The organism is Pseudomonas sp. NUPR-001, from assembly GCF_052147955.1.
Classification (GTDB): domain Bacteria; phylum Pseudomonadota; class Gammaproteobacteria; order Pseudomonadales; family Pseudomonadaceae; genus Aquipseudomonas.
This window is the reverse complement of the sequence record NZ_CP197353.1, coordinates 1,473,772-1,488,074: the sequence shown is the minus strand read 5'-3', so window position 1 is coordinate 1,488,074 and position 14,303 is coordinate 1,473,772. Positions and strand designations below refer to the sequence as shown.

Annotated in this window: 15 protein-coding genes and 1 riboswitch; of the genes, 3 read left to right on the top strand and 12 right to left on the bottom strand. The window is 62.7% G+C overall.

All coding sequences use genetic code 11. The annotated features are described in order from the left end of the window. The 6 genes from ACP6KB_RS06890 to cobO are packed head-to-tail and all read right to left on the bottom strand — an operon-like array spanning position 1 to position 5,892. Complete coding sequence (locus ACP6KB_RS06890) at positions 1 to 1,455, bottom strand: cobyric acid synthase (RefSeq protein ID WP_442112795.1); 1,455 nt, start codon at positions 1,453 to 1,455, stop codon at positions 1 to 3. Next, entirely contained in the window at positions 1,452 to 2,444 is a 993-nt protein-coding gene (cobD, locus tag ACP6KB_RS06885; RefSeq protein WP_442112793.1) for a threonine-phosphate decarboxylase CobD, read from the bottom strand. The genes ACP6KB_RS06890 and cobD overlap by 4 nt, the downstream gene beginning before the upstream one ends. Continuing rightward, positions 2,437 to 3,345, bottom strand: a complete 909-nt coding sequence (gene cbiB, locus ACP6KB_RS06880) for an adenosylcobinamide-phosphate synthase CbiB (protein WP_442112791.1) — start codon at positions 3,343 to 3,345, stop codon at positions 2,437 to 2,439. Before cbiB ends, cobD begins: the two co-directional genes overlap by 8 nt. Beyond that, positions 3,345 to 3,992: a 5,6-dimethylbenzimidazole synthase gene (bluB, locus tag ACP6KB_RS06875; protein WP_442112789.1), complete on the bottom strand. Its 648-nt coding sequence runs from the start codon at positions 3,990 to 3,992 to the stop codon at positions 3,345 to 3,347. Before bluB ends, cbiB begins: the two co-directional genes overlap by 1 nt. Next, the gene (locus ACP6KB_RS06870; RefSeq protein WP_442112787.1) at positions 3,989 to 5,284 is read right to left on the bottom strand and encodes a cobyrinate a,c-diamide synthase; all 1,296 of its coding nucleotides are present in this window, start codon (positions 5,282 to 5,284) and stop codon (positions 3,989 to 3,991) included. Before ACP6KB_RS06870 ends, bluB begins: the two co-directional genes overlap by 4 nt. Continuing rightward, on the bottom strand, positions 5,281 to 5,892 hold the full coding sequence (gene cobO, locus ACP6KB_RS06865; protein WP_442112785.1) for a cob(I)yrinic acid a,c-diamide adenosyltransferase: 612 nt from the start codon (positions 5,890 to 5,892) through the stop codon (positions 5,281 to 5,283). The genes ACP6KB_RS06870 and cobO overlap by 4 nt, the downstream gene beginning before the upstream one ends. 166 nt (positions 5,893 to 6,058) lie before the next feature. After that, positions 6,059 to 6,283: riboswitch (cobalamin riboswitch) on the bottom strand. A 149-nt stretch (positions 6,284 to 6,432) separates the two neighbouring features. Here cobO and ACP6KB_RS06860 point away from each other — a divergent pair. Beyond that, positions 6,433 to 7,011 carry a hypothetical protein gene (locus ACP6KB_RS06860; protein ID WP_442112783.1) on the top strand — a complete coding sequence of 193 codons (579 nt, stop codon included), beginning with the start codon at positions 6,433 to 6,435 and terminating at the stop codon, positions 7,009 to 7,011. A 69-nt stretch (positions 7,012 to 7,080) separates the two neighbouring features. Here ACP6KB_RS06860 and ACP6KB_RS06855 read toward each other — a convergent pair whose 3' ends face one another. From ACP6KB_RS06855 to ACP6KB_RS06830, 6 genes are all read right to left on the bottom strand, one after another. Further along, positions 7,081 to 7,728 carry an O-methyltransferase gene (locus ACP6KB_RS06855; RefSeq protein ID WP_442112781.1) on the bottom strand — a complete coding sequence of 216 codons (648 nt, stop codon included), beginning with the start codon at positions 7,726 to 7,728 and terminating at the stop codon, positions 7,081 to 7,083. 16 nt (positions 7,729 to 7,744) lie between these two features. Continuing rightward, a complete protein-coding gene (locus ACP6KB_RS06850) occupies positions 7,745 to 8,278 on the bottom strand; it encodes a C40 family peptidase (protein ID WP_442112779.1) in 534 nt (177 codons plus the stop codon). Between the two features lie 134 nt (positions 8,279 to 8,412). After that, a complete protein-coding gene (locus ACP6KB_RS06845) occupies positions 8,413 to 9,045 on the bottom strand; it encodes a C40 family peptidase (protein WP_442112777.1) in 633 nt (210 codons plus the stop codon). Between the two features lie 116 nt (positions 9,046 to 9,161). Further along, the gene (gene hda, locus ACP6KB_RS06840; RefSeq protein ID WP_010220358.1) at positions 9,162 to 9,866 is read right to left on the bottom strand and encodes a DnaA regulatory inactivator Hda; all 705 of its coding nucleotides are present in this window, start codon (positions 9,864 to 9,866) and stop codon (positions 9,162 to 9,164) included. Between the two features lie 157 nt (positions 9,867 to 10,023). After that, a complete protein-coding gene (locus tag ACP6KB_RS06835; protein WP_442112774.1) occupies positions 10,024 to 11,097 on the bottom strand; it encodes an AI-2E family transporter in 1,074 nt (357 codons plus the stop codon). 25 nt (positions 11,098 to 11,122) lie between these two features. Then, positions 11,123 to 12,178, bottom strand: coding sequence for a DUF2066 domain-containing protein (locus ACP6KB_RS06830; RefSeq protein WP_442112772.1), 1,056 nt, complete (start codon positions 12,176 to 12,178; stop codon positions 11,123 to 11,125). A gap of 409 nt (positions 12,179 to 12,587) precedes the next feature. On the opposite strand from ACP6KB_RS06830, the gene purM reads away from it, so the two are divergent. Then, the gene (purM, locus tag ACP6KB_RS06825) at positions 12,588 to 13,646 is read left to right on the top strand and encodes a phosphoribosylformylglycinamidine cyclo-ligase (protein ID WP_442112770.1); all 1,059 of its coding nucleotides are present in this window, start codon (positions 12,588 to 12,590) and stop codon (positions 13,644 to 13,646) included. Continuing rightward, positions 13,646 to 14,299, top strand: a complete 654-nt coding sequence (gene purN / locus ACP6KB_RS06820; protein WP_442112768.1) for a phosphoribosylglycinamide formyltransferase — start codon at positions 13,646 to 13,648, stop codon at positions 14,297 to 14,299. Before purM ends, purN begins: the two co-directional genes overlap by 1 nt. Positions 14,300 to 14,303: the final 4 nt, after the last annotated feature.

Sequence of the window (14,303 nt, the reverse complement as noted above, 5' to 3'; positions counted from 1 at the left end):
TCAGTTCAGCCCGCACAGTTGCCGTAGTTGGATGGTATCCAGGTGCTGCTCGACCAGATCAGCCAGGCGTTCGATATCACGCTCACGCAGCGCCTGATAATCAACCTGCTCGACCTCGTGCAAACCCGCCCAGCGCAACAACGCCGCGCACGACTGCGGGCTCTCGAACAGGCCATGCAGGTAGGTCGCCAGAATCTGCCCGTCGGCACTGATGGCGCCATCGCTGCGTCCATCCGCCAGTTGCACCGCAGGCTGCTCCAGCGCCGCGCCCTGCGTCACCCCGGCGTGAATTTCATAACCGCTGATCGGCGCCTGCTCCAACTGCAAGGTACCGGCAACGTTGCGCAGTTGTTTTTGCGCCTCCAACACCGTGACGAAATCGAACAGGCCCAACCCCTCGCTGCTACCGGCCGGACCTTCCAGGCCGAGCGGATCGTCCACTCGCTTGCCGAGCATCTGCAGGCCACCGCAGATCCCCAGGACCTTGCCACCGTAGCGTAGATGGCGAGTGATGGCCTGGTCCCAGCCGCGGGCACGCAACTGCGCCAGATCGCCGCGTACGCTTTTGGAGCCTGGCAAGATGATCAAGTCTGCGGGGGGAATCGAATCACCCGGGCCGATGAACTGCAGGTCGACTTGCGGGTGCAGGCGCAACGGGTCGAAGTCAGTGTGGTTGCTGATGCGTGGCAGTACCGGCACGATCACCTTGAGGGCGCGTGCAACCTTGTCGCCCTGGCGCTGGTCGATACCATCTTCGGCTTCCAGGTGCAGGTCCATCACGTAAGGCAGCACCCCGAGCACTGGTTTGCCGGTACGCGCCTCCAGCCAGTCCAGGCCGGGCTGCAGCAAGGCAATGTCGCCACGGAAACGGTTGATCACAAAACCTTTGACCCGCGCCTGCTCACTGGGCGACAGCAGTTCCAGGGTGCCGACCAGATGGGCGAACACGCCACCGCGGTTGATGTCGGCAACCAGGATCACCGGGCAGTCCACCGCCTCGGCAAAGCCCATGTTGGCGATATCGCCAGCGCGCAGGTTGATCTCTGCGGGTGAGCCTGCCCCTTCCACCATCACCACCGGGTACTGCGCAGCCAGACGCTGGTGCGAGTCCAGCACCGCCTGCATGGCGATAACCTTGTAGTCGTGGTACGCCACGGCATTCATGCTGGTAACGGCACGGCCGTGAACGATGACTTGAGCGCCGGTGTCGCTGTTGGGCTTGAGCAGTACCGGGTTCATGTCGGTGTGCGGCGCCAGCCGCGCTGCCTGGGCCTGAACCGCCTGAGCCCGGCCAATCTCGCCACCGTCGGCAGTCACCGCACTGTTGAGCGCCATGTTCTGCGGTTTGAACGGCACCACTGCCACGCCTTGACGCAGCAACCAGCGGCACAGCGCGGTCACCAGTGTGCTTTTGCCTGCATCGGAGGTGGTGCCCTGCACCATCAGGGTCGTCATGGTGTTTCCTTGCAGTAATCGTTGAGTGCCTGTTCCAGGCGCTGAAAATCCGCATCAGTGGCTGGCAGGCCGAAGCGCAGGCTGGCGGGCTGGCTGAACAGCCGCAGCAGGATGCCGCGCTGGGCCATGAACTCATGCACCTGTGCAGCCTGATCAATCACCCGATACTGGAACAGATCACAGCCCCCCGTCGGGGCAAAGCCGACCCGGCTCAGCAAAGCGGCCAAGCGTTGGCTGGCAGCGGCACAACGAGCGATCTGCTGCTGGTGCGCGGCGTTGTCGAGCAAACACGCCTGGCCCAGCGTTCGCGTCGGCCCGCTGACGGTCCAGGGCCCCAGCAATTCCGCCAGGCGTTGCAACAGCAGCGGCTCCGCCAGCACGAAGCCCAACCGCACCCCGGCCAGGCCGAAGAACTTGCCAAACGAGCGCAGTACGATCAGCCCCGCCTGCTGGGCATGGGCGCCAATGCTGTGCTGCGGGCTGTTGTCCATGAACGCTTCATCGACCAGCAACCAACCGCCGCGCCGCGCCAGACGCTGGTGCCAGCCCAGCAACTGTGCAGCCGGATGCAGGCAACCGGTTGGGTTGTTGGGGTTGACCACCACCAGCACATCAAGGCTGTCGAGCATCTCATCGACCTCCTCACTGCGCAGTTCGAGCACCTGATGCCCGGCACGGCGCCAGCCCTCGGCATGCTCGGCGTAACACGGCGACAGCACGCCCACCGTGCCGCGCGCGCGTAGCTGGGGCAAGGCCTGAATCGCGGCCTGGGAACCGGCGACCGCCAGCAGGTGCTCGACACCGTAATACCCGGCGGCGGCCTGCTCCAGGCCATCGTCGGTCTCGGGCAAGCGCGCCCAGGCACGCAGTGGAATCTCTGGAATGGCAAACGACCACGGGGCAATGCCGCTGGACAGGTCCAGCCATTGCTCCCGGGCAATGCCGTAGTGCTGCACGGCGCGTTGCAGGCGCCCACCGTGTTCAAGCATAGAGTTCAGCCCCCAGGCACATCAGCAGCAACCACAACCACACACCCTGACACACCAGACGCCAGCCACGCTCGATGGCGTCGGCATCCGCCGCCGGACCTTCGCCCAGTTGCGGGCGTTCGTGCAATTCACCGTGGTACACCGCCGGGCCGCCCAGTTCGACACCCAGGGCGCCCGCGCCAGCGGCCATCACCGGCCCGGCATTGGGGCTGTCCCACAGCGGTGCCTGACGGCGCCAGCAGCTCAGGGCCAGTCGGGTCTTGCCGAGCAGAGCGTAGGTCAACGCCACCAGGCGTGCCGGAATGTAGTTGAGCACATCATCGATACGCGCCGCCGCCCAGCCAAAACGCTCGAAGCGCTCGTTACGGTAACCCCACATGGCGTCCAGGGTGTTGCTCAGGCGATAGAGCACCACACCCGGCGCGCCCGCCACGACAAACCAGAACAGCGCTGCAAACACCGCATCGCTGCCGTTCTCCAACACCGATTCGGTGGCGGCGCGTGCCACGGCGGTTTCGTCCAGCTCGCGGGTTTCGCGGCTGACCAGATAGCCCACGCGCTGGCGTGCCTGCTCCAGATCACCGGCACGCAATGCGGCGGCAACCGGGGTCACGTGTTCGCCCAAACTGCGCAGCCCCAGCGCGCAGTACAGCGCCAGAATTTCCACCAGCCAGCCGATGTAGGGCAGCCAGGACAGTAAGGTGGCCAACAAGGTCAGGGGAATCACTGCCAGAAACCAGGCCGTGACGCCGTGGCTGCGCCAGCCACATCCCCCGGCGTTGAAACGCTGCTCCAGGCGCCCGGCCAGACGCCCGAAAGCCACCAACGGATGCCGACGCCGGGGCTCGCCCAGCAGCGCATCCAGCGCTACACCGGCAACGGTCAGCAACGCCACACTCATCAAGACTCTCCCCACTGGTTTTCAAAGAGCATGTCGCTCAGCGGGCGCTCGGCAGCCCAGCCCTCCAGCACCAGCATCGGCGCCGGGTAAAACGCCCGGACCGGGCCCAGGCACAGAATCGCCAGCGGCTTGGCGCCCGCCGGCATGTGCAACAGCTCGGCCAACGCCTGAGGTTCGAACAACGACACCCAGCCCATGCCCAACCCTTCGGCACGCGCCGCCAGCCACAGGTTCTGGATTGCGCAGGACAGCGAAGCGAGGTCCATCTCCGGCAAGGTGCGGCGGCCGAAAATGTGCTTCTCACGGTCATCCATCAAGGCGGCCACCAGCAACTCAGCGCACTCGCTGATGCCTTCGACCTTGAGTTTCATGAACTCATCCGAACGCTCGCCCAACGCCTCGGCCGTGCGCACCCGCTCGGCTTCCACCTGCGCCTGTATACGCTGGCGCAAGGCCTGGTCGGTGATGCGGATAAAACGCCAGGGCTGCATCAGCCCGACACTGGGGGCCTGATGCGCCGCCGCCAGCAGGCGCGCCAGCAGCTCAGGGGCTACCTCGCCCTTGATGAAATGGCGCATGTCGCGGCGTTCGCCGATGGCGCGGTACACCGCGGCGCGCTCGGCATCGCTGAAAGCCTGATCGCTCATGGCGCCAACAGCGCCGCCGCCGCATGGGGGTTGGAAGCAAAGTAGAAATGCACGTAGGACGCCGTCAAGCGGCCCTGACGGTAGACCGCCTCGGCACCGCGCCCGCCATTGGGGCTGTGCCCGCGGGCAATCGGCTGCAACTCGGTGGTGGTCAGCGAATGGTGGTAGGTGTGCCCGCGCAAGGTGCCCTCCGGCAACTCCACCGCTTGCAACGCCAGGGCAGCCAGGCGCTTCTGCATGACCGCCTCGCCTGCCAACAGGCCGAGCAACTCGGCACGCGTACCCGCGACATCGGTGAGGCTCTCCAGCAGGTAGAGCATGCCGCCACACTCTGCCAGCACCGGCTTGCCGGCCTGGTGATGATCGCGAATCGCCGCCAGCATCGAGGTGTTGGCAGCCAGCGCCTGGTGATGCAGCTCCGGATAGCCACCCGGCAGGTACAGGCTGTCGGTCTGCGGCAGCGTACGATCATGCAGCGGTGAAAAGAACTTCAGCTCGGCGCCCATGGCGCGCAGCAGCTCGAGGTTGGCGCCATAGGTAAAGGCAAACGCCTCATCCCGGGCCACAGCGACGGTTACGCCCTCGAGCAAGGGTTCGATGACCTGCACGCTCGGCGCAGCGAAGGCCACAGCCGGCGGCAACGACGACTCGCAACTGGCTGCCAGCGCCGCAGCGGCGGCGTCCAGGCGCACATCCAGATCGTTGAGTTCACTGGCCTGCACCAGGCCCAGGTGGCGGCTTGGCAGCTCGATCCCGGTTTCCCGCGACAGGCCACCGTACCAACGCAGCCCTTCGGTCAGGCTGCCTTCAAGCAACTGCGCATGACGCAAGGTACCGACACGGTTGGCCAGCACGCCTGCAAACGGCAAGTCCGGCTGGTAGCGCGCCAGGCCCAGGGCCAGTGCACCGAAGGTCTGGGCCATGGCGGTCCCGTCAATCACCGCAAGCACAGGCACGGCAAAATGCCGGGCCAGGTCAGCGCTCGATGGCGTGCCGTCGAACAAACCCATGACCCCTTCGATCAGAATCAGATCGGCCTCACCTGCTGCCTCCCAGAGCAGCCGACGGCTTTCCTGCTCACCGACCATCCACAGGTCCAGCTGGTACACCGGGGCGCCGCTGGCCCGTTCTAGGATCATCGGGTCCAGAAAGTCCGGGCCGCACTTGAACACCCGCACCTTGCGCCCGAGATTGCGGTGCAACCGCGCCAGAGCGGCGGTCACGGTGGTCTTGCCCTGACCAGAGGCCGGGGCGGCGATCAGCACCGCCGGGCAGTGGCGCGTGTCACTCATAGCTCAACGCCTTTCTGGGCGCGGATGCCTGCCTGAAAGGCGTGCTTGATCATGCCCATCTCGGTGACGGTGTCGGCCAGTTCGATCATTTCGTCTTTGGCGCCACGCCCGGTGACAATCACGTGCTGCATCGGCGGGCGCGCCTGCAGGTCGCTGAGCACCTGCTCCAGGTCGAGGTAGCCGTGTTTGAGGGCGATGTTCAGTTCATCCAGCACCACAAAGGTAATGGCCGGGTCTTGCAGCAGTTGACGCGACACCGCCCAGGCAGCTTCAGCGGCGGCAATATCGCGTTGGCGGTCCTGGGTTTCCCAGGTGAATCCCTCGCCCATCACGTGGTAACGCACCTGCTCTGGAAAGCGCCGGAAGAACAGTTCTTCGCCAGTGCTGTTGCGGCCCTTGATGAACTGCACCACGCCACACTGCATACCGTGGCCCATGGCCCGGGCCAGCATGCCGAAAGCGGAGCTGCTTTTACCTTTGCCATTGCCGCTGAGCACCAGCAGCAAACCGCACTCGTTCGGCGCATTGGCAATACGCTCGTCGATCACCGCCTTCTTGCGCTGCATACGCGCCAGGTGGCGTTCGTCACGCTCATTGGATTCAGTCATCGCAGTCTCCGCATAGCACTATCCGTCAGTTCGCAGCGAGCTTGTCGGCACAGGGCCGTACAGCGTTCGCGGCAAAAAAGACAGTAATAGATGAATGGATAAGGCAGACGGAGAAACGCGCAAGGCTGCGGCATGGGCCGAAGGATACGCGCATCACCCTCCGTGATGCCGTTGGCTGTAACAGGCCGGTCTCCGGGCTTGTGAGCGGGGCCTTGAACACCCAGGGTCGTGCGCCTTCCCGGGGTTCATTACCCAGTGGCCATGCGCGACCTTGACTCACCTACCGTTGCGGGGGCAGCGCCGGACTCGCACGCATTAGCGCAGCCACCGGCTTCCCTGTTTCACCCTGCCAGACCGCAGCCCACAGAGCACCTGAAACAAGTCGCGAAGGTTAGAGGGTTGCACCCGGAGCGTCAATGAAAGGTGCTGCACTGGCCTGGATCAATGGCGTGTTTGTCGGCTTGTGTCACCCTGATATCAGTGATATCAAATAGCCATGATCTGGCTGCACTCAATTACAACGATAAAGGAGAGAACGGCATGCAAGGTCTGATCATCAACAACCCGCGCCTGGAATTCCTGCGCCCGGCGCTGGAGCGCTGGGTTGAATGCATTGACCGACTCAACCAGACCCTGGGCGACAGCGAAGCGCCTTACTGGCACGGCGCTCAAACCAACCTCAGTGTGCTTTGCGCTGCCGCCTGGCAAGCTGAGCTCGTGACCTTGCAACACCACCCGAGTAAAAAGCAGCGCGACGAAGGCGACCGCGAAGGACATTGCGACCTGTACATCGCCAATCGTGAAGAGGCCGCCTACCTGCAAGGCAGCCAGCGCTGGCCGCGTATCGGCCGCCTTGACTTGAGCAACGCCCTGCAGGAAACCGTGTTCGCTGCCCGCCAGGTGGCCGCCCCCAGTCAGCTCAAAGTGGCTGCGCTGTTCGCCAGCCCGTGGAAAGCCGGGCAGCATGCCAGCCCGGAAGAGCTGCAGGACCTGGTTGAAGATCTGCAAAAGCATACGGCTTGCGCCATTGCCTGGTATTTCCCTTATGCCTACCGCAAGCTGCATAACGAGGCGGGGCAGTATTATCCGGGGGTTGCCTTGCTGCTCAAGCAGGCTTGAAATCAGGGCACGATCGCGGGGCAAGCCCGTCCCTACAGGGTAGGAGCGGGCTTGCCCCGCGATTGAGTCTCAACGCTTACGACACAACGTCAAACCGTCCCCAATCGGCAACAGGGAAAGGTCCACCCGCGCATCATCCTTGAGCTGTAGATTCAACGCCTGGATCGCCCGCGTATCGTCACTGTCAGGCTGTTCCTGCAACACCCGCCCGCTCCACAGCGTGTTGTCGAACAGCACCAGCCCACCGCAACGCAGCAAACGCAGCGCCTCTTCCAGATAACCCGGATAATTGGCCTTGTCGGCATCGATGAAGATCAGGTCGTAGCGCTCTGACGGCAGACTCGCCAAGGTCTTCAAGGCAGGCCCCAGGCGCAATTCAATGCGCTGTGCCACCTCCGCCTCACGCCAGTAGCGCCAGGCAATCGCGTTGTAGCTGCCTTCAAGATCACAACACAGCAGTTGCCCCTGCTCCATGGCCTGGGCCATGCACAGCGCGCTGTAGCCGGTGAAGGTACCCACCTCGATGACTCGCTGTGCACCGATCAGGCGTACCAGCAAGGCCAGCAATTGCCCTTGCTCCGGCGCTACCTGCCAGCGCGCCTCGGGCAAGGCCTGGGTTTCCACACGCAAACGCGCCAACAGCGGTGTCTCGCGAACAGACACCGCTTGCAGGTAGTGGTAGAGCGCATCGTCGAGGTATAGCGTTTGTGCCGTCATCGCCTACCTCGCCAGGTCAGGGGTTACGCGCCAGTTGAGGCGGCGCCAGAACGCGCTTGGCGTTGAGGTAGGCTTTGTTCCAGTAGCTGTTGGACAGGTAATCCAGACGCACGGTGCCACCGGCAGACGGGGCATGCACGAAGCGCCCCTCACCCACGTAAATGCCAGCGTGACTGACCTGGGAGCCGCCATTGGTGGCGAAGAACACCAGATCGCCCGACTGCAACGCGGTGCGGTCGATAGTGGGCGCACGCATGCCGATCATTTCACGGGTGGTACGCGGCAGTGAAATACCCGCAGAGTCACGATAGACGTAACCGATCAGGCCGCTGCAATCAAAACCCGAATCGGGGGTATTGCCACCCCAGCGATAAGGCGTACCGACCAGACCCAGGGCCTGAAACAGCACATCTTCAGCAACGGGAGAGAAATACACTTGAGGCGCCATGACCACCGGTTTAACCACTTTGGCGGGTTTCGGGGCATGACTGGAGCAGGCACCGAGCAGTGCCAGCAGGGAAAGTAGAGCGAAGCGCGCCTTCATCGCCATGGTCAGAACATCCTGTCTGAAGCCGTCCGGCGGTGTGGCCGGAAATAGTTGAGAATTTAGATTAGACGCTTTCTGTAAACACGCACGGCGACGCGCTTTTCAGCGACGTCGCCGTGGTATGGCAAGGCCAGGGTTCAGTTGCGCGAAATAGTCGTCGCAGTCGGTGCCATGGCCAATGCACGCTTGGCTTCGATAAAGGTTTTGCTCCAGTAGCGATCACCGAGCTTGTCGATGCGCACACCACCGCTGCGGCGGCTGCTGGAGTGAATGAACTGATCGTCACCCAGGTAGATCCCGGCGTGGCTGACACGACCGCGACCATTGGTGCTGAAGAACAACAGGTCACCCGGCTTGAGGTTGTTGCGAGCAACCAGCGGGGCTTTTACGTTGATCATTTCGCGGGTGGAACGTGGCAGGTTCAGGCCGGCTTCTTCGCGGAACAGGTAGCCGATGAAGCCACTGCAGTCAAAGCCGGTGTTCTCGGAGGTACCGCCAAAACGGTAACGGGTACCGATCAGCGACATGCCGCGTTCGAGAATGTTGTCAGCCAGGGCTGGCAATTGGTAAGGCTTGCTGCTGGCGAAATCTTGCAGGTCTTCTTCAGTGGCCAGCTCTTCCTCGAACACCGACGAGGTGGAGGATTTGGCCGAGACCTGAGAAATGACCGATTGTTGATCCTGCTGCTGCGAAACCGGGCTATGCGCCGCGCAGCCAAAAAGCAGGGTCACAAGTGCGAGGGGCACGAGGGGTGCGAAGCGATTTAGCATGGGCACGACCGTGTCTTGAGATTTAAAGAAGTCGAGACTATGCCTTCTATCGCATCGATTTGCAAATTCAATCGAAAAAAATGTGACTTTTATGTTCCGAGGCTCTAGCCCCTACCTTACCAGCCTAAAGTTTCTTTCAGAAACGGGATCGTCAGCTTGCGCTGAGCCTGCAAAGAGGCTTGATCGAGGCGTTCGAGCAGGTCGAACAATGCGCTCATGCTGCGCGTGCCGCGGGTCAGAATGAAATGCCCGACTTCGTCTGTCAGGTGCAGGCCGCGGCGCGAAGCACGCAGTTGCAGGGCACGCAGCTTGTCTTCGTCAGACAGCGCGCGCATCTGGAAAATCAGCGCCAGGGTCAGACGCGACTTGAGGTCGGCCAGTTTGATCGGCAACTCCCGCGGCGAGCTGGAGGCCGCCAGCAACAAGCGGCGGCCGCTGTCGCGCAGGCGGTTGAACAGGTGAAACATCGCCTCTTCCCACTCGGGCTTACCGGCAATCACATGCAGGTCATCCAGACACACCAGCTCGTATTGCTCGAGGTTATCGAGCAGCTCGACACCCCGGTCCAGCAACTGTGCCAGCGGCAGGTAAACGGCAGGCTCGCCCAATTGCTCGAAGCGCAGGCAGGCGGCTTGCAACAGATGGGTACGCCCGACGCCCTGCTTGCCCCAGAGATAGATCAAGCTTTCGGTCCAGCCGGCGTCGGCTTCGCAGAGTCGCTCGACGTAGCCCAATGCGGCGGCGTTGGCACCCGGGTAGTAGTTGATGAAGGTGGCGTCGTCACGCAGACGCACACCCAAGGGCAACTGGATCGGTTTCATGCTGGCTGGGCAGTTCCGAAGAACCACAAAGGGCCTTTTGTGAAAAGTCTGCAAAGTTTATACCCGTGGCGCCCCTGGCACAATCGGCGCGGACCACAAGTAAAATCAAAGGCTTGCATCGATGCCTGGCGGTCGATGAAAGCCTTTGGCCATTAAGCTAGAGCTCGGGGTCGATCTCACCGCCGTACATATCCGACTCTTTATAGAGATCGTGGACATGCCGCAGCAGCACCATGATCACCGCCGCCACGGGCAGCGCCAGCAAAATCCCGGTGAAGCCAAACAGCTCTCCGCCAGCAAGAATGGCAAAAATCACCGCCACCGGGTGCAATCCAATTCGATCCCCCACCAGCAACGGGGTTAGCACCATCCCTTCCAGCGCCTGGCCGACCATGAACACCGCAGCGATAGCAAGCAACGAATAAGGGTCTGCGCCGAACTGGAACAAGCCCGCAATCATTGCCGCGCCGATACCAATAATGAAGCCCATGTACGGCACGATGGCCGCCAACCCAGCCAGCAGGCCGATCAACAGCCCAAGCTCAAGGCCAACCAGCATCAAGCCAGAGGCGTAGATCACACCCAGCGCCAGCATCACCATCAACTGACCGCGAACGAATGCACCGAGCACTTCATGGCACTCGCCCGCCAATCCCACCACCTGCTCCTCGCGCTGACGCGGCAACAGGCTGCGCAGCTTGGCCATCATCACGTCCCAGTCGCGTAGCAGGTAGAAGCTCACCACCGGGATCAGCACCAGATTGGCCAGCCAGCCCAGCAGTGCCAGCCCCGAGGCGGTTGCCTGGGACAGGATGACGCCGACAATGTCGCCGGTCTGCCCCATATGCCCGCTGATTGCGGCCTTGATCTTGTCGAACTTCCAGAAGCCTTCGGCCAGCCCGAAACGGGTCTGCAGCCAGGGCAAGGCATCGTGCTGCAGCCAGTCGAGCATCTGCGGCGCCAGCTCGTAGAGGCGCACCAATTGCTTGGCGAGCATCGGTACCAGTACCAACAGCAGCAGGGTCAACAGCAGGGTGAACAGGGCAAATACCACCACGACGCCCCAGGTGCGTGACATGCCGGCTCGCTCCAGGCGATCCACCAGCGGATCGGCCAGGTACGCCAGCATGATGCCCACCAGAAACGGCGAGAGAATCGGATGCAGCCAGTACAACAGTGCTGCGCACAGCACAATTACGCCGGGCCATACCCAACGACGCATATCAATCATGAACGGCTCCAAGCCTGGTCAGGGATTACCAACGAAAACGCAGGCCATCGAACGGTTTTACAGCAGTTGCCTGAGTGGCGGCCGGATTGGCCGGGTCAACCACCGGTTGCGCCTGTGCTGCCGGTGCTTCGGCGGGCAGTTCCTGCAACTTGGCCAAGCCAAGCTGGGCACGCAACTGATCGCTGTTGCCGGTCACCTGATAGGTCAGGGTGTCGCCGGTTACCTGATTAAGGCGTGCGCCATAAGGTTCCAGCACCCGGCCCAACTCGGCATAGCGTGCCAGGGTCATGCCCTGAACCTGCACTTGCATGACGCTGCTGGCGCCTGGGCGTGCCACAAAGCGCGGCGCCAGACGGGTACTGACCGCCAGCATCACTGCATCGGCCAGCGCGGCCTGGTCGCCTGCCTCAACCTTGCCCTGCTCGCGCTGCTCGCCCAGCCACAGGCGCCAGGTGCCCTGCCACTTGCCATCGGCCTCACTGGCGTGCACCGCTAACAAGGCATCTGCGCCGTATCGTTCCGAAGCATCGCGCAGCGGCGCTGGGTCTGAACCTTCCAGGTTTTTTGCGGTGGCCACCAATTGTTCGTTGAGGTCGGCCAATGGCAGTCGTAATGGCAGACCGCGATGTTGCGCGGCGCGGCGCAAGGGTGCGGCACTGTTTTGGCCATCGCCGACCAGACTTGAGCCTTCGGCGCTGTCGTTCAGCCACCAGCCGAGGATTGCAGGCCGGTTGTTGCCCCACAAGGCCAGGCCAGCCTGACGCAAGGTGCGCTCGGTGCTGCCCGGGTCGAAGTCCACCAGTACGGTTTCCGGCGGTCCGGCTTCGAAGCCGAACTGACTGATGATTTGTTGGGGGTCCTTACGCAACCCTGCCAGGGCCGGGCTCTGCGCCGCCTTGGGGTCGCCCGTCAAGCGCAGAATGAGGGTTTCAAGGGCTTTACCGGTGGCCTGAGTACGGGCCTCGGCCCCCTGGCCATCGACCGGTTCACGCACCTGATAAAGGCCAGAGACGGTTTCGGCCTGTGCCGACAGGCCAAACAAGGCAAGACAGCCAGCGGCCAGGTATTTACGCAAACGCATGAAGGATTCCTGTCCTGATAATAAAGAAGCGATGCTTTGAGCAACGGCCTGGGCGTCCAGTTCCACCTCATCGCCTTTGCTATACCTTATACAGCCTGTGCCCTGGCAACCAGTCAGACACTATTAAAGGCTATTTTTTGTTTGTTCACGGGCTTGCCCCGCGACAGCGATCTTTCAGGCACATCGCCTCGCGGGGCAAGCCCGCGCCTACCAGGAAAAGCCGCAGCCAATGATTTTTTTGCCCAATCAGGGCCCTGCCCGTCGGCCTGAGGATGGCCGCTACCGGGCAACCCTGATAAAATCGCGCGCCTTCGCAGACCGCTGACGGTCAGGCAGGCGGAATTTCCCCACCTTGTCTGGCAGGTCACGGTCGATTCCCCTGAATCCCTCCCTCTTAAAGGCCTGGATCATGAGCAAGCAACCCTCCCTGAGCTACAAGGACGCCGGTGTAGACATCGACGCCGGTGAAGCATTGGTCGAACGCATCAAAGGCGTTGCCAAGCGCACGGCGCGCCCGGAAGTCATGGGCGGCCTGGGCGGTTTTGGCGCCCTCTGTGAAATCCCGGCCGGCTACAAACAACCGGTTCTGGTGTCCGGCACCGACGGTGTTGGCACCAAGCTGCGCCTGGCGCTGAACCTGAACAAGCATGACAGCATCGGCCAGGACCTGGTCGCCATGTGTGTCAACGACCTGGTGGTGTGCGGCGCCGAGCCGTTGTTCTTCCTCGACTACTACGCCACCGGCAAGCTCAACGTCGACGTAGCGGCCACCGTGGTCACTGGCATCGGCGCTGGCTGCGAACTGGCAGGCTGCTCCCTGGTCGGCGGCGAAACCGCTGAAATGCCTGGCATGTACGAAGGCGAAGACTACGACCTGGCCGGCTTCTGCGTTGGCGTGGTGGAAAAAGCCGAAATCATCGACGGCTCCAAAGTTGCCACTGGCGATGCCCTGATTGCCCTGCCGTCTTCCGGCCCGCACTCCAACGGTTACTCGCTGATCCGCAAGATCATCGAAGTGGCCGGTGCCGACATCGAAAACATCCAGCTCGACGGCAAGCCGCTGACCGAACTGCTGATGGCCCCGACCCGCATCTACGTCAAGCCGCTGCTCAAGCTGATCAAAGACACCGGCGCGGTCAAAGCCATGGCCCACATCACTGGTGGCGGCCTGCTCGACAACATCCCGCGCGTCCTGCCAAAAGGCGCCCAGGCCGTTGTTGACGTCGCTAGCTGGAACCGCCCTGCCGTGTTCGACTGGCTGCAAGCGCAAGGCAACGTCGACGAGCACGAAATGCACCGCGTGCTGAACTGCGGCGTTGGCATGGTCATTTGCGTGGCCCAGGACCAGGTCGAAGTCGCCCTGCAGAACCTGCGTGATTCCGGCGAGCAACCATGGGTCATCGGCCAGATCGGCGTCGCTGCCGAAGGCGCTGCCCAGGTCGAGCTGAAAAACGTCAAGGCGCACTGATGCCAAGCACGCCCTGTGATGTGGTGGTGCTGCTGTCTGGCACCGGCAGTAACCTGCAAGCCTTGATCGACAGCTTCCGCACCGGCGATAGCCCGGTGCGGATCCGTGCTGTCATCTCCAACCGCGCTGATGCCTACGGCCTGCAGCGCGCCCGTGATGCCGGTATCGACACTGCGGTACTCGACCACAAGGCCTTCGAAGGCCGCGAAGCGTTCGATACCGCACTGGTCGAGCTGATCGACGGCTACCAGCCTCAACTGGTGGTGCTCGCAGGCTTCATGCGCATCTTGAGTGCCGGCTTCGTCCGCCACTATCAGGGCCGCCTGCTGAACATCCACCCTTCGCTGCTGCCCAAGTACAAAGGCCTGCACACTCATCAGCGCGCCCTTGAGGCCGGTGACCAGGAGCATGGCTGCAGCGTGCATTTCGTTACCGAGGAACTCGATGGCGGCCCGCTGGTCGTACAGGCTGTAATACCGGTAGAGTTGGATGACACGCCGGAACGCCTGGCACAAAGGGTTCACAGCCAGGAACATCAGATTTACCCGCTGGCAGTGCGCTGGTTCGCCGAAGGCCGTTTGCGCCTTGGTGAACACGGTGCTCTACTGGATGGCCAGCCCCTGGCGGCCAGCGGCCACTTGATTCGACCCTAGGAGA

Excerpts from the sequence above, each read along its gene's own strand:
- purN (WP_442112768.1), top strand. The coding sequence starts at position 13,646 with ATGCCAAGCACGCCCTGTGATGTGGTGGTGCTGCTGTCTGGCACCGGC.
- ACP6KB_RS06845 (WP_442112777.1), bottom strand. The coding sequence starts at position 9,045 with ATGCTAAATCGCTTCGCACCCCTCGTGCCCCTCGCACTTGTGACCCTG.
- ACP6KB_RS06890 (WP_442112795.1), bottom strand. The coding sequence starts at position 1,455 with ATGACGACCCTGATGGTGCAGGGCACCACCTCCGATGCAGGCAAAAGC.
- ACP6KB_RS06830 (WP_442112772.1), bottom strand. The coding sequence starts at position 12,178 with ATGCGTTTGCGTAAATACCTGGCCGCTGGCTGTCTTGCCTTGTTTGGC.
- cobO (WP_442112785.1), bottom strand. The coding sequence starts at position 5,892 with ATGACTGAATCCAATGAGCGTGACGAACGCCACCTGGCGCGTATGCAG.
- ACP6KB_RS06870 (WP_442112787.1), bottom strand. The coding sequence starts at position 5,284 with ATGAGTGACACGCGCCACTGCCCGGCGGTGCTGATCGCCGCCCCGGCC.
- cobD (WP_442112793.1), bottom strand. The coding sequence starts at position 2,444 with ATGCTTGAACACGGTGGGCGCCTGCAACGCGCCGTGCAGCACTACGGC.
- ACP6KB_RS06850 (WP_442112779.1), bottom strand. The coding sequence starts at position 8,278 with ATGGCGATGAAGGCGCGCTTCGCTCTACTTTCCCTGCTGGCACTGCTC.
- hda (WP_010220358.1), bottom strand. The coding sequence starts at position 9,866 with ATGAAACCGATCCAGTTGCCCTTGGGTGTGCGTCTGCGTGACGACGCC.
- bluB (WP_442112789.1), bottom strand. The coding sequence starts at position 3,992 with ATGAGCGATCAGGCTTTCAGCGATGCCGAGCGCGCCGCGGTGTACCGC.
- ACP6KB_RS06835 (WP_442112774.1), bottom strand. The coding sequence starts at position 11,097 with ATGATTGATATGCGTCGTTGGGTATGGCCCGGCGTAATTGTGCTGTGC.
- cbiB (WP_442112791.1), bottom strand. The coding sequence starts at position 3,345 with ATGAGTGTGGCGTTGCTGACCGTTGCCGGTGTAGCGCTGGATGCGCTG.
- purM (WP_442112770.1), top strand. The coding sequence starts at position 12,588 with ATGAGCAAGCAACCCTCCCTGAGCTACAAGGACGCCGGTGTAGACATC.
- ACP6KB_RS06860 (WP_442112783.1), top strand. The coding sequence starts at position 6,433 with ATGCAAGGTCTGATCATCAACAACCCGCGCCTGGAATTCCTGCGCCCG.
- ACP6KB_RS06855 (WP_442112781.1), bottom strand. The coding sequence starts at position 7,728 with ATGACGGCACAAACGCTATACCTCGACGATGCGCTCTACCACTACCTG.